Origin of the sequence: Streptomyces sp. NBC_00659 (assembly GCF_036226925.1) — a bacterium.
Taxonomy (GTDB): Bacteria; Actinomycetota; Actinomycetes; order Streptomycetales; family Streptomycetaceae; genus Streptomyces.
Window position 1 is genome coordinate 4,466,916 of sequence record NZ_CP109031.1, and the last position, 19,949, is coordinate 4,486,864.

20 protein-coding genes are annotated in these 19,949 nt (G+C 70.3%); 14 read left to right on the top strand and 6 right to left on the bottom strand.

Translation table 11 applies throughout. From position 1 onward, the window contains the following. The first annotated feature begins 50 nt into the window (after positions 1 to 50). From OG410_RS19270 to OG410_RS19305, 8 genes are all read left to right on the top strand, one after another. Positions 51 to 1,838, top strand: coding sequence for a sensor histidine kinase (locus tag OG410_RS19270; RefSeq protein ID WP_329300327.1), 1,788 nt, complete (start codon positions 51 to 53; stop codon positions 1,836 to 1,838). Continuing rightward, positions 1,835 to 2,242, top strand: coding sequence for a roadblock/LC7 domain-containing protein (locus OG410_RS19275; protein ID WP_328669726.1), 408 nt, complete (start codon positions 1,835 to 1,837; stop codon positions 2,240 to 2,242). Before OG410_RS19270 ends, OG410_RS19275 begins: the two co-directional genes overlap by 4 nt. Further along, positions 2,239 to 2,595 (top strand): DUF742 domain-containing protein, encoded by a 357-nt coding sequence (locus tag OG410_RS19280; protein ID WP_037624236.1) that lies wholly within the window; start codon positions 2,239 to 2,241, stop codon positions 2,593 to 2,595. The genes OG410_RS19275 and OG410_RS19280 overlap by 4 nt, the downstream gene beginning before the upstream one ends. Next, positions 2,576 to 3,214: a GTP-binding protein gene (locus OG410_RS19285; protein WP_443063768.1), complete on the top strand. Its 639-nt coding sequence runs from the start codon at positions 2,576 to 2,578 to the stop codon at positions 3,212 to 3,214. The genes OG410_RS19280 and OG410_RS19285 overlap by 20 nt, the downstream gene beginning before the upstream one ends. Beyond that, on the top strand, positions 3,211 to 4,431 hold the full coding sequence (locus OG410_RS19290; RefSeq protein ID WP_326787104.1) for a cytochrome P450: 1,221 nt from the start codon (positions 3,211 to 3,213) through the stop codon (positions 4,429 to 4,431). Before OG410_RS19285 ends, OG410_RS19290 begins: the two co-directional genes overlap by 4 nt. A 109-nt stretch (positions 4,432 to 4,540) precedes the next feature. Further along, positions 4,541 to 5,764 (top strand): cytochrome P450 family protein, encoded by a 1,224-nt coding sequence (locus OG410_RS19295; protein ID WP_329300328.1) that lies wholly within the window; start codon positions 4,541 to 4,543, stop codon positions 5,762 to 5,764. 132 nt (positions 5,765 to 5,896) lie between these two features. Then, entirely contained in the window at positions 5,897 to 7,015 is a 1,119-nt protein-coding gene (serC, locus tag OG410_RS19300) for a phosphoserine transaminase (protein ID WP_329300329.1), read from the top strand. A gap of 116 nt (positions 7,016 to 7,131) precedes the next feature. After that, on the top strand, positions 7,132 to 7,545 hold the full coding sequence (locus OG410_RS19305; RefSeq protein WP_329300330.1) for a PPOX class F420-dependent oxidoreductase: 414 nt from the start codon (positions 7,132 to 7,134) through the stop codon (positions 7,543 to 7,545). 28 nt (positions 7,546 to 7,573) lie between these two features. Here the strand turns inward: OG410_RS19305 and OG410_RS19310 are convergent, their stop codons facing one another. Then, a complete protein-coding gene (locus tag OG410_RS19310) occupies positions 7,574 to 8,575 on the bottom strand; it encodes a WD40 repeat domain-containing protein (RefSeq protein WP_329300331.1) in 1,002 nt (333 codons plus the stop codon). Positions 8,576 to 8,751: 176 nt separating this feature from the next. Between OG410_RS19310 and OG410_RS19315 the strand changes: the two genes are divergently transcribed. From OG410_RS19315 to OG410_RS19325, 3 genes are all read left to right on the top strand, one after another. Next, positions 8,752 to 9,435, top strand: a complete 684-nt coding sequence (locus tag OG410_RS19315) for an SGNH/GDSL hydrolase family protein (protein WP_329300332.1) — start codon at positions 8,752 to 8,754, stop codon at positions 9,433 to 9,435. A gap of 87 nt (positions 9,436 to 9,522) precedes the next feature. After that, positions 9,523 to 10,116 (top strand): Uma2 family endonuclease, encoded by a 594-nt coding sequence (locus tag OG410_RS19320; RefSeq protein ID WP_329300333.1) that lies wholly within the window; start codon positions 9,523 to 9,525, stop codon positions 10,114 to 10,116. Positions 10,117 to 10,186: 70 nt separating this feature from the next. Then, positions 10,187 to 11,179: an aldo/keto reductase gene (locus OG410_RS19325; protein WP_329300334.1), complete on the top strand. Its 993-nt coding sequence runs from the start codon at positions 10,187 to 10,189 to the stop codon at positions 11,177 to 11,179. A gap of 166 nt (positions 11,180 to 11,345) precedes the next feature. Here the strand turns inward: OG410_RS19325 and thpR are convergent, their stop codons facing one another. From thpR to OG410_RS19340, 3 genes are all read right to left on the bottom strand, one after another. After that, on the bottom strand, positions 11,346 to 11,936 hold the full coding sequence (gene thpR / locus OG410_RS19330) for an RNA 2',3'-cyclic phosphodiesterase (RefSeq protein ID WP_326787098.1): 591 nt from the start codon (positions 11,934 to 11,936) through the stop codon (positions 11,346 to 11,348). A 93-nt stretch (positions 11,937 to 12,029) separates the two neighbouring features. Then, positions 12,030 to 13,394: an MFS transporter gene (locus OG410_RS19335; RefSeq protein WP_443063769.1), complete on the bottom strand. Its 1,365-nt coding sequence runs from the start codon at positions 13,392 to 13,394 to the stop codon at positions 12,030 to 12,032. A gap of 235 nt (positions 13,395 to 13,629) precedes the next feature. Then, a complete protein-coding gene (locus tag OG410_RS19340; RefSeq protein WP_329300336.1) occupies positions 13,630 to 14,067 on the bottom strand; it encodes a MarR family winged helix-turn-helix transcriptional regulator in 438 nt (145 codons plus the stop codon). A gap of 143 nt (positions 14,068 to 14,210) precedes the next feature. Here OG410_RS19340 and OG410_RS19345 point away from each other — a divergent pair, with 143 nt between their 5' ends. After that, complete coding sequence (locus OG410_RS19345; RefSeq protein WP_103551026.1) at positions 14,211 to 14,393, top strand: ribbon-helix-helix protein, CopG family; 183 nt, start codon at positions 14,211 to 14,213, stop codon at positions 14,391 to 14,393. A gap of 22 nt (positions 14,394 to 14,415) precedes the next feature. Here OG410_RS19345 and OG410_RS19350 read toward each other — a convergent pair whose 3' ends face one another. Then, positions 14,416 to 15,867, bottom strand: a complete 1,452-nt coding sequence (locus OG410_RS19350) for an NCS2 family permease (RefSeq protein WP_329300337.1) — start codon at positions 15,865 to 15,867, stop codon at positions 14,416 to 14,418. 238 nt (positions 15,868 to 16,105) lie between these two features. On the opposite strand from OG410_RS19350, the gene OG410_RS19355 reads away from it, so the two are divergent. Together OG410_RS19355 and OG410_RS19360 are read left to right on the top strand one after the other, a co-directional pair. Then, the gene (locus tag OG410_RS19355) at positions 16,106 to 16,381 is read left to right on the top strand and encodes a DUF2530 domain-containing protein (RefSeq protein WP_329300338.1); all 276 of its coding nucleotides are present in this window, start codon (positions 16,106 to 16,108) and stop codon (positions 16,379 to 16,381) included. A 120-nt stretch (positions 16,382 to 16,501) separates the two neighbouring features. Further along, positions 16,502 to 18,901 (top strand): cation-translocating P-type ATPase, encoded by a 2,400-nt coding sequence (locus OG410_RS19360; RefSeq protein WP_329300339.1) that lies wholly within the window; start codon positions 16,502 to 16,504, stop codon positions 18,899 to 18,901. Positions 18,902 to 19,016: 115 nt separating this feature from the next. Here OG410_RS19360 and OG410_RS19365 read toward each other — a convergent pair whose 3' ends face one another. Next, positions 19,017 to 19,868 carry a calcium-binding protein gene (locus OG410_RS19365; RefSeq protein WP_329300340.1) on the bottom strand — a complete coding sequence of 284 codons (852 nt, stop codon included), beginning with the start codon at positions 19,866 to 19,868 and terminating at the stop codon, positions 19,017 to 19,019. Positions 19,869 to 19,949: the final 81 nt, after the last annotated feature.

The following is a 19,949-nucleotide window of genomic DNA, read 5'->3' on the forward strand; positions in this document are numbered from 1 at the left end:
CACGACCGAGGACACGTTCTCCCCCCAGGAACACGACCGAGGACCGATTGATGACCCCGCCTCTGCCCTCCGGCGAACGACCCACCCCCCGCACCATGGCGAAAGCCGTGCTGGCCGCCGCCGTCCCGGCCGCGGCCGCGGTGGTGGCCGCCGTCCTGCTCGCCCCCGAACCGGCCCGCGTACCCCTCGCCTGGGGCACCGGCGCCGCCGCGGTGCTGCTGTGCGCCGCCGTGGCGGTGGCCGCCCACGCCGTGCAGACCAGGCGCATCGCGCTGCGCCGCCTCGACAGCGTGGCCAAGGACGCCGGCCGGCTCCTTCAGGAACGCGCCAGACTGGCGGAGGAGTTCGGCCAGGAGCGGGCCAGGCTCGTCGACGAGGCCGCCCGCGAACGCGCCCGCGCGGCCGAGACCGGGGCGCAGGAGCGGGCCCGTCTGACCGAGACGGCCGCCCGCGAACACGCCCGCCTCACCGAGGAGTTCACCAAGGAGAGGGAACTGCTCACCGGCGACCGCGCCCGGCTCACCGAGCGCAACGCCGAACTCTCCGAGCGCACCCGGCAGGCCGCCGCCGACCGCGCCGCCGCGATCTCGGCGATCGCCAACGCGGCCGGACGCATGCAGGCGCTGTCCACCGGCATGCTGGCCGACCTGCGCGCGATGGAGGAGAGGCACTCCGACGAGGACGTCCTCGCGGACCTGCTCCACCTCGACCACCGCACCGCGCAGGCGGGCCGCCTCGCCGACTCCGTCGCCGTCCTGGCGGGCGCTCGCTCGGGGCGCCGCTGGGCCCGCCCGATCGTCATGGAGTCGATCCTGCGCGGCGCCATGGGCCGCATCGGCGGCTACCAGCGGGTGCGCGTCCACTCCGCCAGCGAGGTCGCCGTCGCCGGACACGCCGCCGAGGGCGTCATGCACGCACTGGCCGAACTCCTCGACAACGCCGCCAACTTCTCGCCGCCCACCGCCGAAGTGCATGTGTACGTCGAGGAGGTCCCCGCGGGTGTCATCGTCTCCGTCGAGGACAGCGGCCTGGTGATGGGAGACGTCCAGCTGCGCCGCGCCGAACGGGCCGTCACCGGCCCCGTCGGGCCCCGGTCCGGGCTCGGTGGCCTCACCGGCACCCGCCTCGGCCTCTCGGTGGTCGGCCGGCTCGCCCGCAAGCACGGCCTGAAGGTGTCCTTCCGGCCCTCCGCCCGCGGCGGCACCGGCGTGCTGGTCCTGATACCGCAGGACATCCTCACCCAGCCCAGCCTTCACCTCACCGCAGCGCCGCTGCCGGCCGGGGCCGAGCCCGTCCCCTCCGACCCGACCGCCGTCGACGGCCACACCACCGCGCCGAGGCCGCCCGACGGCCGGGAATCACCGGAGTCCCCGTGGTCCCCGCACCCGCGCGAGTCCCGTACCTCCCAGGAATCCCCGGCGTCCCCCGTGTCGTACGCCGCCGCCCGCGCGGCCGGCGACCTCGACCCGGACCCCGTCCCGACCCACGACTCGCCCCGGCACGAACAGGGCCTCCCGTCCACCGGCGGCCTGCCCAAGCGCCGCCGCGGACGCACCCTCGCCCACGCCGAGCGCAGCCGCTCACACGTCACACCCCCGGCCGACCCCGAACCCCGTACCGGCGACGACCCCAAGATCCGGTCCGCCTCCCGCTTCGGCACCTTCCGCCAGGCGGTGCGCGGCACGGCACCGGGCGCCCCCGGACCCGTACCGGCCGACGATCCGCCCCGGACCGAAGCACCGGCACGGCCCGAGGACCACGCAACCGCGTCCACCAGTTCCCCCACCACGACCCCCACCACCCCCACCGCGCTCCCGGAAGGCGACACCACCCCATGACCGGCACCATCACCGCCGACGAGAAGCTCACCTGGCTCATCGAGGGCCTCCTTGAGCGCACCCCGGGCGCACGGCACGCGCTCGTGCTCTCCCGCGACGGACTGAAGCTGTGCCGCACTCCGGAGCTGTCGGTCGACCAGGCCGACCAGCTCGCCGCCATCGCCGCCGGCATCCAGTCGCTGTCCCACGGCGCCTCCATGGAGTTCGGCGACGGCAGCGGGGGCGTGCGCTCGGCGATGGCCGAGTTCTACGGAGGGGTGCTGTTCATCGTGGAAGCGGGCGACGGCGCGCACCTCGCCGTCGTCACCGCCGAGGACGCCGACGCCGGACTGGTGGGACACAACATGAGCGAACTCGTGGAACAACTCGGCGAGCACCTGACCTCGCCGCCCCGGTCGTCATGAGCCGTCCTGGCAGGGACGACGCGCCCGACCGGCTGTACACCCTCACCGGAGGGCGCACCCGTTCCGGCCCCGACACCCCCTTCGACCTCGTGACACTGGTGGTCGCCGAGTGCGATCCGGCGGTGGGCATGCAGTCCGAGCACGCCGCGATCCTGCGGATGTGCGAGCGGCCGACGGCCGTCGTGGAGATCGCGGCGGAGCTGGGACTGCCGGTGTCGATCACCCGCGTCCTGCTCTCCGACCTGCTCTCCACGGGCCGGGTCAGCGCCCGTCACCCGCACACCACTGTTCCCTCCGGTCTTCCCGATCCCGACATCCTGGAGCAGGTGCTCGTTGGACTCCGTAACCTCTGACGCTCGTGCGCCCCTGTCCGCGTCCGCCGACAACGGCCTCAAGATCGTGATCGTGGGCGGGTTCGGTGTCGGCAAGACGACCCTCGTCCGCTCGGTCAGCGAGATCCGTCCCCTCAACACCGAGGAGACGATGACGCAGGCCGGCGCGAGCGTCGACGACATCAGCGAGGTACGCGGCAAGTCCGCGACCACCGTCGCCTTCGACTTCGGACGCATCACGCTGGACACGCACAACATCCTGTACCTGTTCGGCGCACCCGGACAGGAGCGGTTCTGGTTCCTGTGGGACCGGCTGTTCTCCGGAACGCTCGGGGCGATCGTCCTGGTGGACACCCGCCGCATCGACGAATCCTGGTACGCCATCGACCGGCTGGAGCACTACGGCACGCCCTTCATCGTGGCCTGCAACGACTTCGGCGGGCCCCCGCACACCCCCGCGCAGATCCGCGAGGCCCTCGACCTCGACCCGCACGTACCGCTGCTCGACTGCGACGCCCGCTCCCGGGAGTCCAGCAAGCAGGTGCTGATCACGCTGGTGGAGCACCTCCAGTCCCGCTACGCCCGTCACGGCGCCGAAGCCGCGGAAGGCGCCCTTCAATCACCGGAGCCCGCTCTGTGACCCCCGCCTCCGCCACCGCGCCCGTCCCCCTCGGCGGGCCGCGGTTCCAGACCGAACCCGCCGAGCTGTACCGGGAGATGCGGCGCGACCACGGATCCGTCGTGCCGGTCGTCCTCGACGGCGACATCCCCGCCTGGCTCGTGCTCGGCTACCGCGAACTGCACCAGGTCACCGGCGATCCCCAGCTGTTCAGCCGGGACTCGGACCTGTGGAGCCAGTGGGACCGCATCCCCGACGACTGGCCGCTGCTGCCGATGATCGGCCGCAAACAGCCCTCCATCCTGTACACCGTCGGCGAGCGCCACCGCGAGCGCGCCGCGATGATCAGCGACGCGCTCGAAGCCATCGACCCCTCCGAACTGCGCTCCCAGGCCGAGAAGTTCGCCGACGAGCTGATCGACGCGATCTGCCCCAAGGGCGAGACGGACCTCATCGGCGACTACGCGGCCCTGCTGCCCGTACGGGTCCTCGCGACGCTCTACGGCTTCGCGGACGAACAGGGACCCGGCCTGGTCACCGCCCTGAACGACATGATCAACGGGCGCGAGGGCGCGCTGGCCGGACAGCAGCATCTGGCCTCTTCCATGGCCCGGTTGATCGCCGACCGCAAGGAAGCGCCCGCCGACGACGTCGTGTCCCGGATGCTCGCGAACACCGCGGGCTTCGACGACATGGAGATCGTCCAGGACCTCATGGTCATGATGGCCGCCGGCCACCAGCCCACGGCCGACTGGATCGGCAACTCGCTGCGCCTGATGCTCACCGACGAACGGTTCGCCGCCTCCCTGTTCGGCGGCCGGCACAGTGTCGCCGAGGCCATGAACGAGGTCCTGTGGGAGGACACCCCCACCCAGAACGTGGCCGGACGCTGGGCCTCCCGCAACACCCAGCTCGGCGGCCGCCGCATCCGCGCCGGCGACCTGCTGCTGCTCGGCCTCCAGGGCGCCAACTCCGACCCCCAGGTCCGCACCGACAGTTCGGCCCTCACCGGCGGCAACAACGCCCACTTCTCCTTCGGTCACGGGGAGCACCGCTGCCCGTTCCCGGCACAGGAGGTCGCCGAGGTCATCGCGCGGACCGGCATCGAGATCGTCCTGGACCGGCTGCCGGACATCGACCTGGCGGTACCCGCCGACACGCTGACCCGGCGCCCCTCCCCGTGGCTACGGGGCCTGAACGAACTGCCGGTGCGGTTCACGCCCGTACCCGTCCTCTGAGACACCGTTGCCACCCGGCCGGCGCACCCGCCCGGCCGGGGCCCGGGGCTGTCCCCATGCCCCGGGGAAGACGCGTCACCCCCACCCCAGCCCTTGGAGGCACCCCCGCATGACCACCGGTACCGAAGAGACCCGCATAGTCCTGGACCCCTTCGTCACCGACCTGGACGGCGAGAGCGCCGCGCTGCGCGCCGCGGGACCGCTCGCCGCCGTCGAACTGCCCGGCGGTGTCCCGGTGTGGGCGGTCACCCACCACGCCGAGGCGCGCGCCCTGCTCACGGACCCCCGTCTGGTGAAGGACATCAACGTCTGGGGCGCCTGGCAGCGCGGCGAGATCGCCCCCGACTGGCCGCTGATCGGGCTCGCCAACCCCGGCCGCTCCATGCTCACGGTGGACGGCGCGGACCACCGGCGGATGCGCACCCTGGTGGCACAGGCCCTGACACCGCGCCGCGTGGAGCAGATGCGGGAGCGGATCTCGAAGATGACGGAGAGTCTGCTCGACAACCTCACCGGGGACGTCGTCGACCTGAAGGCCGACTTCGCCTACCCCCTGCCCATGTACGTGATCGCCGACCTCATGGGCATCGAGGAGTCCCGGCTGCCGCGTCTGAAGGAGCTCTTCGAGAAGTTCTTCTCGACGCAGACCCCTCCCGCCGAGGTCATCGCGACCCTCACCGAGCTGGCCGGGATCATGGCGGACACGGTGGCGGCCAAGCGTGCCGAGCCGGGCGACGACCTGACCAGCGCGCTGATCCTGGCCTCCGAGGACGGCGACCACCTCACCGACGCGGAGATCGTCTCCACCCTCCAGCTGATGGTCGCGGCGGGCCACGAGACGACCATCTCCCTCATCGTCAACGCGGTGGTCAACCTGTCCGCCCACCCCGACCAGCGCGCCCTCGTCCTGTCCGGCGAGGCCGACTGGTCCGCGGTCGTCGAGGAGACCCTGCGCCACTCCACCCCGACCTCCCACGTCCTCATCCGCTTCGCCACGGAGGACGTCCCGGTCGGCGACAAGGTGATCCCGGCGGGCGACGCGCTCATCGTGTCGTACGGCGCGATCGGCCGCGACGAGAACGCCCACGGGCCCACCGCGGGCGAGTTCGACGTCAGCCGTACAAGCAAGAACCGTCACATCTCCTTCGGCCACGGGCCCCACGTCTGCCCCGGCGCGGCCCTGTCCCGCCTGGAGGCGGGCGTCGCCCTGCCCGCCCTGTACGAGCGCTTCCCCTCGCTGGACCTGGCCGTCCCGGTGTCGGAGCTCCGCAACAAGCCGGTGGTGACGCAGAACGACCTGTTCGAGCTGCCGGTCAAGCTCACCGCCGGATAACCGGACCCCATGAGCCGCCGGCCGCGGGAGGGCCCGTGACGGGCCCTGCCGCGGCCGCCGCCGTCAACACGCCCCGTCTCAGCCGACGGACGACGTTTCACCGAGGTTTCCCGGAACGGCTAGGCTCCTGGCGTGGCTGATATCCAGATCCCCGCTGACCTCAAGCCCGCCGACGGACGATTCGGCGCCGGCCCCTCCAAGGTGCGGACGGAGGCACTGGACGCGCTGGCCGCGACCGGTAGCTCCCTGCTCGGCACATCCCACCGCCAGGCCCCGGTCAAGAACCTGGTCGGCAAGGTGCGCGAGGGCGTGCGCGAGCTGTTCTCCCTGCCCGACGGGTACGAGGTCGTCCTCGGCAACGGCGGCTCCACCGCGTTCTGGGACGTCGCGACGCACGGCCTGATCGAGAACAAGTCGCAGCACCTCACGTTCGGCGAGTTCTCCTCCAAGTTCGCGAAGGCGGCCAAGCTCGCCCCGTGGCTCGCCGAGCCGACCGTGGTCTCCTCCGACCCGGGCACGCACCCCGAGCCGGTCGCCGAGGCGGGCGCCGACGTCTACGCCTTCACCCACAACGAGACCTCCACCGGTGTCGCCGCCCCGATCAAGCGGGTCGCGGGCGCCGACGAGGGCTCCCTCGTCCTGGTGGACGCCACCTCCGGCGCCGGCGGCCTGCCCGTCGACATCGCCGAGACCGACGTCTACTACTTCGCCCCGCAGAAGTCCTTCGCCTCCGACGGCGGACTGTGGATCGGCGTGTTCTCCCCGGCCGCGATCGAGCGCGCCGAGCGGATCCACGCCTCCGGCCGGCACATCCCGGAGTTCTTCTCGCTGCCCACGGCGATCGACAACTCCCGCAAGAACCAGACGTACAACACCCCGGCGCTGGCCACGATCTTCCTGCTCAACGAGCAGATCGAGTGGATCAACGGCCAGGGCGGCCTCGCCTGGTCGGCGGCCCGGACGAAGGACTCCTCGACCCGCCTGTACCGCTGGGCCGAGGACAGCAAGTACGCCACCCCGTTCGTGACGGACGCGGCCAAGCGCTCGCAGGTCATCGGCACGATCGACTTCGCCGACGAGATCGACGCCGCCGCCGTCGCCAAGGTCCTGCGCGCCAACGGCATCGTCGACACCGAGCCCTACCGCAAGCTCGGACGCAACCAGCTGCGCGTCGCCATGTTCCCGGCGATCGACCCGGCGGACGTCGAGGCGCTGACGCACTGCATCGACTACGTGATCGAGAAGCTGTAACCGGTCCCACGCGATCAGGGGCGTCCGGCGCGTGTGAGCGCGCAGGACGTCCCTTTCCGTTGTCCGGGTGAGCCGTGCGGGTGACAAGCGGCGCCTTCGGTGCCTGTATGGAAGACATGAGCAATGTCCCGGCTCCGAGCGCCGAGCTCGGACCGCTCGTCAAGCAGTACGCCGTCCTGCTGACGAGCCACAAGAAGGACGGCACGGGCGTCGGCACCCCGGTGAACATCGCCGTCGAGGGTGACCACGCGTACTTCCGCACCCCGGGCAAGGCGTGGAAGGTCCGACGAATCCGCAACAACCCCGAGGTGGAGATCGCCCCCTCCACCCTCCGGGGCGCGCCCACCGGGCCCGAGTTCCACGCCCGCGCCCGGCTGATCGACCACGGGAGCGAGGAGGAGAAGCACGCGGCGAAGCTGCTGCGGCACAAGTACCCGTTCATGCACGGCGTCCTCGTACCGTTTGCCCACAAGGTGATGCGGACGCCGACGATGCACTACGAGGTGCGCCCGCTCAAGGACGGGGAATAGGGAGCGACGGCGGCCGTACAGGCAGGGGTCAGTCGCGGCGCAGCAGCCGCTTGAAGCCGAACACCACGGCGAAGAGGGCCGCGACCGCGATGGCGCCGATCTTCACCCCGCCACTCATCGTGCCGCCGCTTCCGCTCTCTGCTCCGGAACCGCCGTCCTTGGACGGCGACTTGGAGTCCGAGCCGCCGGCCCCGGGCGCGCTCTGGGGCTCCACACCGCTGTCCGCGCCCTCGCTGCCGTACATGAGCTTCGATCCGTCGGTGGTGTAGGTGACGGACTCGCCCTGGCCCTGGAGGGGAACGTTCAGGCGGCCCGTCTTCTTGATCCGGCCGCCGTTCCAGTCGTAGGCGATCCCGCCGAAATAGCCGCGCACGGCGAGCTGCCGTCCGTCGGGGGAGAAAGCCCCGTCCGTGACCCACAGGTCGACGGTGGCGACGGGCTTGAACACGTTGGTCGCGGAGGCGCTGAGTTCGGCGGGGCCTTCGTAGAGGTGGCCGCCGTCCTCGTTCTTGTCGGCGATGTAGACGCGCCCCGTCTTGGGGTGCACCATCAGCGCCTCCGCGTTGCGGGGACCGTCCGAGTACTTCACGACGTACTGGGTGGCACGGATCGTCTGGTCCTTGAGGACCTTCGGCTCGGGGAGCTTGTAGATCCACACGTGGTCCCACGAGCCGCCGAGGTTGTCGCCGATGTCACCGACGTACAGGTCGCCGTCGGGGCCCAGGGAGATCGCCTCGACGTCCCGGGGCGCGCCGACCCCGCTCATGGTGACCGTGGCGACGGTCCGGCCCGTCTTGCTGTCGACCGCGTACAGGTAGGGCCCGTCGTCGCTGTCGTTGTGGGTCCAGTAGACGCCCGGGTGGACGCGTGAGGCGGCGAGACCGCTGGACTCCTTGATCCGGGGATCCTTGATGGTGAACCCACCGTCCCCGCCGTCGGCGAGAGCGGGCGCCGCCAGGGCGAGGACGAGGGCCGCTCCGGCAAAGGCTCCGGCGGCGGCTCCGGACACGAACGAGTGCGATCGGCGCATGGCCCAAGCCTGCCATCCCACCGGCCCGTTCATGTGACCGGCGCCCGCCCGGACCCGCGCCGCCCGGCTCTCGCGCCCCACCCGGCCCCGTGCACCGCGCCGGACCGCCCGCGGGCGTGTCCAGCTTCACACCCCGGCGGCCCGTGGCGCCCGGACCGATCGTCCATGATGATCGGATGCTCAGGTTCATGCCCGTCGGCGACTCCATGACGATCGGTAGCGCGGGCGAACACACGTGGCGTTACCGGATGTGGCAGCACCTGCGCGCGACGTACGGGGGTCCGTTCAAGATCGTCGGCCCGCGCGAGACGCTCTACGACAAGTCGACGGGCTTCCCCGACTCGCACGAGTACGCGGACCCGGAATTCCCCCGCGCCCACCTGGCCGGCTGGGGCGAGGGCTGGCTGCACATGGCCCCGATGATCCGCGAGACGGTCCGCGCGCAGCGCGCCGACGTCCTGCTGGTCTCGCTCGGCCTCATCGACCTCGGCTTCTACACCAACGCCGTGCAGACCGCCGACAACGTCCGTGCCTTCGTCGAGGAGGCCCGCGCCGCGAACCCGCGCGTCCGCATGGTCCTGCTCCCCGTGATACCGAACGTCCGCGCCGAGTCCGACGCCCCTTTCGCCGCCGAGGTGGCCGCCTTCAACGAGCTGCTCGCCAAGACGGTCGCCGACCTCGACGAACCACGCTCTCCCCTGCTGCTCGCGTCCCCGCCCCCCTCGTACGACATCACCTTCGACACGTACGACGGCACCCACCCGAACGCGAGCGGCGAACACAAGATCGCGGAGGGTTTCGCGGAGGCGATGCACCAGGCCTGGGACCTGGGCGATCCGTACACGGCCGAACCGGCCTGACCGAAAAGGGACGTTGCCCGGTCACGGTGCGTATCGTTGTACCGTGCGGCCGCGCCCGTCCAGGGGCAGCCGGGGAGGAGCGCCACGATGACCGTCCTGGAGGACAGGATCGAGATGGCCGACGCCGACACCGACACCGAGGCTTTGGACGAGTGGTTCCGACGTCTTGAGCGGATGCCTGTCCCCGAAGGATTCCGGGTCGAGATCGTCGGGGGCAACGTCCACATGACACCGCAGCGGAACACCCACTGGCAGATCATTCGCCAGATCCTGTGGGCGGTCGAAGACAGGTTCGGCAGGGAGACCAAGGTCTTCTCGGACGTCCGGATCGACTTCCCCGGCCACGAGAACGGGTTCTGCCCAGACGTCGCCCTGCTCAAGGACACGGCGGAGCCGGACGGCGGGGGCCACTGGCGCTACCAGGACGTGGAGTTCGTCGCCGAGGTGATCTCCGAGGGCACCGCGGCCAACGACTACGGTCCCAAGAAGGCCGCCTACGCGATCGCCGAGGTATCCGTCTACCTGATCGCCGATCCCTACCAGCGCCGCTGCCACGTCTACACCCACCCCAAGGGCGACACCTACACGACAGAGACGAGGGTCGACTTCGGCGAGATCGTCGACCTCACGACGACCGCTCTCGGCCTCGCCCTGAAGACCGACGAGTTCCCGCGCGACTGACCACAGCCCCCACCACCTCACCCGGCCCGCTCTTGCCTAGAGCGCACTCCACGCCGTTGGCTGGTGAGTCATGAAGTACACACAGCTCGGACGCACGGGGCTCAAGGTCAGCCGGCTCGTCCTCGGCACGATGAACTTCGGACCGCAGACGGACGAGGCCGACAGCCACGCCATCATGGACGCGGCGCTCGACGCCGGAATCAATTACTTCGACACGGCGAATGTGTACGGCTGGGGCGAGAACAAGGGCCGTACGGAATCGATCATCGGCAACTGGTTCGCCAAGGGCGGCGACCGCCGCGACCGGACGGTCCTCGCCACCAAGGTGTACGGGAACATGGGCGCCGAGGGCGACCCGTGGCCCAACCACGACAAGCTCTCCGCCCTGAACATCCGGCGCGCGGTAGAGGCGAGCCTGAAGCGGCTCCGGACCGACTACATCGACGTCTACCAGTTCCACCACGTCGACCGGTCCACCCCCTTCGAGGAGATCTGGCAGGCGGTCGACGTCCTGGTGCGGCAGGGCAAGATCCTCTACGTGGGGTCCAGCAACTTCCCCGGTTACAAGATCGCCCAGGCCAACGAGATCGCCGCCCGCCGGGGCGGGACCATCGGCCTGGTCAGCGAGCAGTGCCTCTACAACCTCGCCGAGCGCCGCGCCGAGATGGAGGTCGTCCCGGCCGCCGAGGAGTACGGGCTCGGCGTCATCCCCTGGTCGCCGCTGCACGGCGGACTGCTGGGCGGTGTGATCAAGAAGGAGGTCGAGGGCGGCCGCCGGGCGAGCGGCCGCTCCGCCGACGCCCTCGCCAACACGGCCGTACGCGCCCAGATCCAGTCGTACGAGGATCTGCTGGAGAAGCACGGTCTGGAGCCCGGAGAGGCCGCGCTGGCCTGGCTGCTGACCCGTCCCGGTGTCACCGGCCCCATCGTGGGCCCGCGCACCGCGGAGCAGCTCGAATCGGCGCTGCGCGCGCTGGAGCTGGAGCTGTCGGAGGAGGTCCTGGAGGGGCTCGACGAGATCTTCCCGGGCCCGGGCCCGTCCCCCGAGGCGTTCGCCTGGTAGCGGGGGCGGCGTCCAGCGGTGGCGGTCGCGATCAGCCGGCGACCGCCGCCGCCATGGCCACGGCGGTCGCTATCTGACCGCCGCCGCCATGGCCACGACGAAGAACATCAGCACGAGCACACCGGCCATGATCCGGTTACGGGTCTTCGGGTTCACGCCACCGAGGTTAACGGGCCGCCGGACCGGTCCCGTCGCCCGCCCCCAGCGGGCAGCCGGCCACCGTTTCGTATCGGGGCTGCTCACCGGGCACTCCCGACGTCGGCAGGTTGCTGCGGACGAGACACAGCTCACCCACCGTCCAGGGCTTCCCGGCGAACGCGTCCAGCGCGGCGACGTACGGCTTGAAGTCCGCGGAGTCGCGGCTGCGGGCCACCGTGAGATGCGGCCGGTAGCGGCGGTGCTCCTCCATCTCGACGCCCGCCTTGCGGCCCGCCGCCTCCGCCCGGTCCGCCAGCAGCCGCATGGTCTGGATGTCCCCCGCCGCGCCCACCCACAGGGCACGCCCGCCGAAGTGCCCGCCGCCGCGCAGGGACAGCGGGAACGGGTCGGTGCGACGGGCGGCCCGCAGCAGCCGTTCTGTGAGGTCCGGGACGAGGTCGTCGGCGACCTCTCCGTAGAACGCGAGGGTGAAGTGCCAGCCGGGGCGGCCCGTCCAGCGCAAGGCGTCCGCACCCGGCGTCCGCTGCAACGCGTCCACCGCAGGGGCCAGTTCACGCACCGCTCCGGCAGGGGGCAGTACCGCGGCGAAGAGTCTCATGGGGGCCAGCCTTCCAGGGAACGGCGATCAGCACACCGGAGTGCGTGAGGCGGCCGGCCGCGTGAGCCGGCCGACCGCCTCCGAACCACCTGGTCACACCGCGGTGGCGAGCCGTTCCTCGCTCCGCTCGCGCGGGACGAAGCGGATCCTGGGGCGGCCGTGATGCCACCCGAGGGAGACCCGCAGGCCGCCGAGGCGGGCCAGTACCAGACCGATCACCGTCGCCGCGGTCATCGAGACCAGCCCGCCGAGCGCGAAGCCCACCCGGGGACCGTAGACGTCGGTGACCCAGCCGATCAGCGGCGCGCCGAGCGGCGAGCCGCCCACGAAGACCATCATGAACAGCGCCATGACCCGGCCGCGCATGGCCGGGTCGGTGGCCATCTGGACCGAGGTGTTCGCGGTGACGTTCACCGTCAGTCCGAAGATGCCGATCGGGACCATCAGGAGCGAGAACAGCCAGAGTGTGGGCGCCGTGGCGGCCACCACCTCCAGCGCGCCGAAAGCCACCGCGGCCGCGATCAGCACGCGCAGCCGGGCCGTGCCGCGCCGGGCCGCGAGCAGCGCTCCGGCCAGCGAACCCAGCGCTATCAGGGTGTTGAAGAGGCTGTAGGCCCCGGCACCCGAGTCGAAGATGTCGTCCGCGTACGCCGACAGCCAGACGGGGAAGTTGAAGCCGAACGTGCCGATGAAGCCGACGAGGACGATCGGCCAGATCAGTTCGGGGCGCCCGGCGACATAGCGGAGGCCCTCGCGGAGCTGGCCCTTGGCGCGCGGCGCCCGCTCGACGACGTGCAGTTCACGGGACCGCATCAGCAGCAGGCTCGCCAGCGGGGCCACGAACGACAGGCCGTTCAGCAGGAAGGCCCAGCCGGTTCCCACGCCGGTGATCAGCAGGCCCGCGACGGCGGGTCCGACCAGGCGCGCGGACTGGAAGTTGGCCGAGTTCAGGCTGACCGCGTTCTGGAGCTGGCCGGGGCCGACCATCTCGGAGACGAAGGACTGGCGTGCCGGGTTGTCGACGACGGTGGCCATACCGACGGCGAACGCGGCGAGATAGACGTGCCAGACCTGGACGTGGCCGGAGAGGGTGAGGAAGGCGAGCGCCAGGCCGGTGAGGGCCATCGCCGTCTGGGTCACCAGCAGCGTGGGGCGCTTGGGAAGACGGTCGACGAGAACACCGCCGTACAGGCCGAAGAGCAGCATCGGCAGGAACTGCAGCGCGGTGGTGATACCGACCGCGGCGGAGGAGCCGGTCAGGCTGAGCACCAGCCAGTCCTGGGCGATGCGCTGCATCCAGGTGCCGGTGTTGGAGACGACCTGGCCCAGGAAGAACAGACGGTAGTTCCGGATCTTCAGCGAGCTGAACATCGAGGAGGAGCGGGGGGAGTCGCGGGCGGCTGGGGAGTCGTGGGTGGCTGGTGCGGGGGCGGAGTCTGCTCCGGGTCCCGTACTCAAAAGGGCTCGCCTCCAGTGCGATCGTGGACGTCGGCGTCATGGGGGGCGTCGGCGCTTGCGGGGAAGGGCGGACCCTCCGTTGCTCCGAGACCGGCGATCCGAACCGAGATCGGTGATCCGAACCGAGACCGGCGATCCAGACCGAGATCAGCGATCCGAACCGAGACCGCTGGTCAGCGTCGTGACCGCCGGTGATCCGGACCGGGATCGGGGAGCGAAAGAGGGCCGCCGTCGGTCAGATGTGCGCGAGCTTCTCCAGGACGGGAGCGGCCTCGCGGAGCTTGGCCCATTCGTCCTCGCCGAGGGCCTCGACCAGTCCGGCAAGGAACGCGTTCCGCTTGCGGCGGCTCTCTTCGAGCATCGCCTCCGCCTTGTCGGTCTGCGTCACCACCTTCTGGCGCCGGTCCTCGGGGTGCGGCTCCAGCCGGACGAGCCCCTTGGCTTCGAGCAGCGCGACGATGCGGGTCATCGACGGCGGCTGCACGTGTTCCTTGCGGGCGAGCTCGCCGGGCGTGGCGCTGCCGCAGCGGGCGAGGGTGCCGAGCACCGACATTTCGGTGGGGCTCAGCGACTCGTCGACACGCTGGTGCTTGAGTCGACGCGACAACCGCATCACTGCGGAGCGCAAGGCGTTCACGGCGGCCTCGTCGTCGCCATGGGTGAGGTCAGGCATGTTCTTTAGCGTAACTCATTACCCTCGCTAAAGAACAATGGGGCCCCGTGAACCGCGCCATCCGACACGGGGATCACTCATATGAGTGAGATCGCACCGGAAAGTGACCCGATTCCGGTCGGGAAGAGGCGACCCTCGACTTCATGGGGACCAGCGTGCTCAGCCTGCGTATCGACGGGGAGCTGCTCGACCGGCTCCGACAACATGCCGCGAAACGCGGAATGAGCGTCCAGGACTATGTGGTCCGGACGCTCATTCGCGACGACTTCGACGAGCGGTTCCAGACCGCCGTCGAGGAGACGGAGAAGTTCTACGGGGTCACGTGACCCCCCGCACGGCCGGGGCCGCTCAGGTCAGGCCGAGGGCCGGCATGAGGTAGTAGAAGGTGAACACGGCCGACACCACGTACATGGCGACCGGGATGTCACGGCCGCGGCCCGCCGCCAGGCGCAGCACGACGAAGGTGATGAAGCCCATCCCGATGCCGTTGGTGATCGAGTAGGTGAACGGCATCATCATCATCGTCACGAAGGCCGGGATGGCGATCGTGTAGTCCGCCCAGTCGATCTCCTTGACCGAGTGGGACATGATCAGGAAGCCGACCGCGATGAGCGCGGGGGTGGCCGCCTGGGACGGGACCATCGTGGCGACGGGGGTCAGGAACAGGGCGACGGCGAACAGCGCGCCGGTGACCACGTTCGCGAAGCCCGTACGGGCGCCCTCGCCGACGCCGGCCGTGGACTCCACGAAGCATGTGGTGGCCGAGGAGGAGGAGACGCCGCCCGCGGCGACGGCGACGCCGTCGACGAAGAGGACCTTGTTGATGCCGGGCATGTTGCCCTGCGCGTCCGTCAGCTTGGCCTCGTCGCTGATGCCCATGATCGTGCCCATCGCGTCGAAGAAGCACGACAGCAGCACGGTGAAGACGAAGAGGATGCCGGTCAGCACGCCGACCTTGCCGAAGCCGCCGAAGAGGCTGAACTGGCCGATCAGACCGAAGTCCGGGCTGGCGACCGGGTTGCCCGGCCACTTCGGGGTGGTCAGACCCCAGGACGGGACGGTGGTGACGGCGTTGATGATCACCGCGGCGACCGTCATGGTGACGATCGAGATGAGGATGGCGCCGGGCACCTTGCGCACGATCAGCGCGAGGGTGAGCAGGGTGCCGAGGACGAAGACCAGCACGGGCCAGCCGTGCAGGTGACCGTCGGTGCCGAGCTGGAGCGGGACGGTCGTCTGGGCGATGTCCGGGATGCGCGTGACGAAGCCGGAGTCGACCAGGCCGATCAGCATGATGAACAGGCCGATGCCGATCGCGATGCCCTTGCGCAGGCCGAGCGGCACCGCGTTCATGACGCGCTCACGCAGACCGGTGGCGACCAGGAGCATCACGATGAAGCCCGCGAGGACCACCATGCCCATGGCGTCCGGCCAGGACATCCGGGGCGCGAGCTGGAGGGCGACGACCGTGTTCACGCCGAGGCCCGCCGCCAGCGCGATCGGCACATTGCCGATGACGCCCATGAGGAGCGTGGTGAAGGCCGCGGTCAGCGCGGTCGCCGTCACGAGCTGCCCGTTGTCCAGGTGGTGCCCGTACATGTCCTTCGCGCTGCCCAGGATGATCGGGTTCAGCACGATGATGTACGCCATCGCGAAGAAGGTGGCGAAACCGCCGCGGATCTCCCGCGGAAGGCTGGAACCCCGCTCGGAGATCTTGAAGAAGCGGTCGAGGGCGCTCTGCGCGGGCCGGGACTCCGGCTCCTGCGGGGCGGGGGCCTTGGTGGCGGCCGAGGTGGACATGCGGGTCCTCAAACGTGCGGGGGACGGGGAACATGATCGAGCCTGGTCAGTGATCGACCACCAGAAGGTTTCCCCCAGATCCCTTTTGGTGATTCATACGAATACAACTGGCCAGACTCGGACCGTTTCAGTATGAACATATGAGTCAGAAATCGCTATCTCCGCGCGTAGACCCTTGCCGCACAAGGGGAGGCCGGGTGCGGACACAACCGGTCGCCGACCCTCGTAAGCTGTGCACATGGCGAAGTGGACCCCCAAGCACGAGGCGCCGGAGCCCCTGGAGGGCCCCGTCGTCGCCACCATCACGGGCGGCACGATCCTCTGGTTCGTCCTCTTCCTGGTGCAGCTGCCGTTCTACGGCTGGTTCGACGACCACGGACACCTGTGGTGGCTGTGGACCTGCCTGGCCGGCGCGGGCCTCGGCCTGATCGGCATCTGGTACGTCCGCAAGCGTGACGCCGCGATCAAGCGCGCCCGGACGGACGGCTCCCCCGCCACCCCCGTGACGGAGTAGGGGCCTGTAAGGGTCTTCTCCACCCAGGGCAGCATTGCCCGCCGCCTCCTCTCCTCCCCAAGTCGGAGGTTTGGCCCACTCGGCGGGTGAAGCCGCAAATCCGCACGTACCGTCGAGGGCATGACCCACACCGACGCGGACGCCGGACTCGATCCGGTTCACCCGGTGCCCATACCCGTCTCCCGGCGTGCCGAGGGGCTGTCGGCCGCCGAGGTGGCCGAGCGGGTCGCGCGCGGCGAGGTGAACGACGTCCCGGTGCGCAGCAGCCGCTCCGTCGGCGAGATCGTCCGGGCGAACGTGTTCACCCGGTTCAACGCGATCATCGGAGTCCTCTGGCTGGTCATGCTGATCGTGGCGCCGTTCCAGGACAGCCTGTTCGGCTACGTGATCATCGCCAACACCGGGATCGGCATCATCCAGGAGTGGCGGGCCAAGAAGACCCTGGACTCGCTCGCGGTGATCGGCGAGGTGAAACCGACCGTCCGCAGGGACGGGGTCGCCGCCGAGGTGAGTTCCTCGCAGATCGTGCTCGGGGACCTCCTCGAGATCGGGCCGGGCGACAAGGTCGCCGTCGACGGCACCTGCGCCGAGGCCGACGGGCTGGAGATCGACGAGTCGCTGCTCACCGGCGAGGCCGACCCCGTGGTCAAGCACGCCGGCGACCCGGTGATGTCGGGCAGCTTCGTGGTCGCGGGCAGCGGCGCCTTCACGGCGACGAAGGTGGGCCGGGAGGCGTACGCGGCCCAGCTCGCGGAGGAGGCCTCGCGGTTCACGCTGGTCCACTCGGAGCTGCGCAGCGGTATCTCCACGATCCTCAAGTACGTGACGTGGATGATGATCCCGACCGCCATCGGCCTGATCATCAGCCAGCTCGTCGTCAAGCAGCACGGCTTCAAGGACTCCGTCGCGCGGACCGTCGGCGGGATCGTGCCGATGGTCCCGGAGGGCCTGGTCCTGCTCACCTCCGTCGCCTTCGCGATCGGCGTCATCCGCCTTGGCCGAAAACAGTGCCTCGTACAGGAACTTCCCGCCATCGAGGGCCTCGCCCGCATCGACACCGTCTGTCTCGACAAGACCGGCACCCTCACCGAGGGCGGCATGGACATCACCGAGCTGCGGCCGCTGAACGGCGCCGACGAGTCGTATCTGCGCAAGGTCCTCGGCGCCCTCGGCGAGTCCGATCCGCGGCCGAACGCCTCCCTCCAGGCGATCATCGCCGCCTACCCGGACAGCGAGGAGTGGCGCTGCACCCAGTCCCTGCCTTTTTCCTCCGCCCGCAAATACAGCGGCGCCGGCTTCAGCGAGGGCAACGGCGAGTCGAGCACCTGGCTGCTCGGCGCCCCCGACGTCCTGCTGGCCCCGGGGGACGCGGCACTCGCCGAGACCGAGCGGCTCAACGAGGCGGGGCTGCGGGTGCTGCTGCTCGCGAGGACCACCAAGGACCTCGACGACGCCGGTGTCGCGGAGGCCGCCCGGCCCGCCGCCCTGGTCGTGCTGGAGCAGCGGCTGCGCCCGGACGCGGCCGACACCCTGCGCTATTTCGCCGATCAGGACGTCAAGGCCAAGGTCATCTCCGGCGACAACGCGGTGTCGGTGGGCGCGGTCGCCGGGAAGCTGGGGCTCACCGGCGAGGTCGTGGACGCGCGCCGGCTGCCGGACGAGCGCGAGGAGATGGCGAAGTCCCTGGAGAAGGGCACGGTCTTCGGGCGGGTCACCCCGCAGCAGAAACGGGACATGGTCGGCGCCCTGCAGTCGCGCGGGCACACGGTGGCGATGACCGGCGACGGCGTGAACGACGTCCTGGCCCTGAAGGACGCCGACATCGGGGTGAGCATGGGCTCGGGGTCCGAGGCGACCCGCGCGGTGGCCCAGATCGTGCTGCTGAACAACAGCTTCTCGACGCTGCCCTCGGTGGTCGGGGAGGGCCGCCGGGTCATCGGGAACATCACCCGGGTCGCGACGCTGTTCCTGGTGAAGACGGTCTACTCGGTGCTGCTGGCCGTCCTGGTGGTGTGCTGGCAGGTCGAGTACCCCTTCCTGCCGCGCCACCTGACCCTGCTGTCCACCCTCACGATCGGCGTCCCGGCGTTCTTCCTCGCCCTCGCCCCGAACAAGGAGCGCGCCCAGCCCCACTTCGTGCGGCGGGTGATGCGGTACTCGATCCCGGGCGGCGTCGTCGCGGGAGCGGCGACCTTCGCGATGTACCTGATCGCGCGCCACTACTACACGGGAGAGGGCTCGCTGGAGGCGGAGACGAGCGCCGCGACACTGACGCTGTTCCTGGTCTCGATGTGGGTGCTCGCGATCATCGCCCGGCCCTACACCTGGTGGCGGATCTGCCTCGTCGCCTCGATGGGCGGGGCGTTCCTGCTCGTGCTCGTGGTGCCGAGGCTCCAGCACTTCTTCGCGCTGAAGCTGGTCGGCACGACGATGCCGTGGGTCGCGGTGCTGATATCGGTGACAGCGGCGGCCGTCCTGGAGTTCCTGTGGAGACGGGTCGACCGCCGCGTGCCCGCGTAGGGCTACGTCACCTGATGGCTGTGCGTCCGGTCACTGCACGTCGACGTGGTCACCCGCAGACGAAAATCCCCGGCCCTGGGGCCGGGGATCTCCGCTGATGTCAAGCGATCAGGTGTTACTGCACGTCGACGTAGTCACCCGCGGCGCTGACGGCCGGGGTGGTCGAGGTGCCCGCGAAGCTGTAGCGGAAGTAACCGTCGACGGTGGCCGTCGTGGTGGTCTTCAGGTTGCCGGAGCTGTCCGTCTTGACCGTCTTCAGCGTGGTGTAGGTGCTGCTGGTCTTCTTGCGGAACTGCAGCTTCACCGGCTGGCCCGTGTAGCCGTGGTACTGGAGGTCGTCCCAGTTGGCGCGGGACAGCTTGCCGGTGACCGTGACGGTCTTGCCCTTCTTCACCGGCTCCGGCGCGGCGTTGACCGTCAGCGTGGAGGCGCGCTGCACCCGGGCGGTCTTGTAGGCGTCGATGATGGTGTAGTCACCGTCGTTGCCCATGGCGCCGGCCCACACCTTCCAGGTACCGGCCAGGATGTTGGCGTAGATGTTGTCGTTCGGGTCGGCGATGACCGTGACCTTGCAGGTCCCGGTGGTGGCGCCGGTGGCGGTGCAGGTGCCCATCTCGGCGTCCGGGACGATCGCGCCGTCGACGTTGTCCAGGTCCGAGCCGTGCCACAGCATGGCGTAGCCGTCGTAGATGCCGGTCGGGTCGGTGGCCGACACCGAGATGGTGAAGGTCTTCTTCTGGGTGGTGCCGACGACGATGTCCTTGCCGCTGTTCACGGTGACACCGGTGATCTTGGTGTCGCCGACGACCTCGTCCGCGGGCGTGGAGCCGGTGAACGGCGTGATCTTCGAGGTGGACGGCGTCATCGAGGCGAGCGACCCATGGCCGTCCGCCTGCGCGGCCGGCACAGCGAGAGCGGACAGAGCCAGGGCGCCGGAGACGGCGGCCACAGTGGCACGTATGCGCATGCGTTCCCCACGTAAGGAGTGGGGCCCCGGCGATGCCAGTCCTGACAGTTCGTCACCACAGGGGCCCAAGTGATGGTGGAG

Excerpts from the sequence above, each read along its gene's own strand:
- OG410_RS19270 (WP_329300327.1), top strand. The coding sequence starts at position 51 with ATGACCCCGCCTCTGCCCTCCGGCGAACGACCCACCCCCCGCACCATG.
- OG410_RS19275 (WP_328669726.1), top strand. The coding sequence starts at position 1,835 with ATGACCGGCACCATCACCGCCGACGAGAAGCTCACCTGGCTCATCGAG.
- OG410_RS19280 (WP_037624236.1), top strand. The coding sequence starts at position 2,239 with ATGAGCCGTCCTGGCAGGGACGACGCGCCCGACCGGCTGTACACCCTC.
- OG410_RS19295 (WP_329300328.1), top strand. The coding sequence starts at position 4,541 with ATGACCACCGGTACCGAAGAGACCCGCATAGTCCTGGACCCCTTCGTC.
- OG410_RS19305 (WP_329300330.1), top strand. The coding sequence starts at position 7,132 with ATGAGCAATGTCCCGGCTCCGAGCGCCGAGCTCGGACCGCTCGTCAAG.
- OG410_RS19310 (WP_329300331.1), bottom strand. The coding sequence starts at position 8,575 with ATGCGCCGATCGCACTCGTTCGTGTCCGGAGCCGCCGCCGGAGCCTTT.
- OG410_RS19315 (WP_329300332.1), top strand. The coding sequence starts at position 8,752 with ATGCTCAGGTTCATGCCCGTCGGCGACTCCATGACGATCGGTAGCGCG.
- OG410_RS19320 (WP_329300333.1), top strand. The coding sequence starts at position 9,523 with ATGACCGTCCTGGAGGACAGGATCGAGATGGCCGACGCCGACACCGAC.
- OG410_RS19325 (WP_329300334.1), top strand. The coding sequence starts at position 10,187 with ATGAAGTACACACAGCTCGGACGCACGGGGCTCAAGGTCAGCCGGCTC.
- thpR (WP_326787098.1), bottom strand. The coding sequence starts at position 11,936 with ATGAGACTCTTCGCCGCGGTACTGCCCCCTGCCGGAGCGGTGCGTGAA.
- OG410_RS19340 (WP_329300336.1), bottom strand. The coding sequence starts at position 14,067 with ATGCCTGACCTCACCCATGGCGACGACGAGGCCGCCGTGAACGCCTTG.
- OG410_RS19345 (WP_103551026.1), top strand. The coding sequence starts at position 14,211 with ATGGGGACCAGCGTGCTCAGCCTGCGTATCGACGGGGAGCTGCTCGAC.
- OG410_RS19350 (WP_329300337.1), bottom strand. The coding sequence starts at position 15,867 with ATGTCCACCTCGGCCGCCACCAAGGCCCCCGCCCCGCAGGAGCCGGAG.
- OG410_RS19355 (WP_329300338.1), top strand. The coding sequence starts at position 16,106 with ATGGCGAAGTGGACCCCCAAGCACGAGGCGCCGGAGCCCCTGGAGGGC.
- OG410_RS19360 (WP_329300339.1), top strand. The coding sequence starts at position 16,502 with ATGACCCACACCGACGCGGACGCCGGACTCGATCCGGTTCACCCGGTG.
- OG410_RS19365 (WP_329300340.1), bottom strand. The coding sequence starts at position 19,868 with ATGCGCATACGTGCCACTGTGGCCGCCGTCTCCGGCGCCCTGGCTCTG.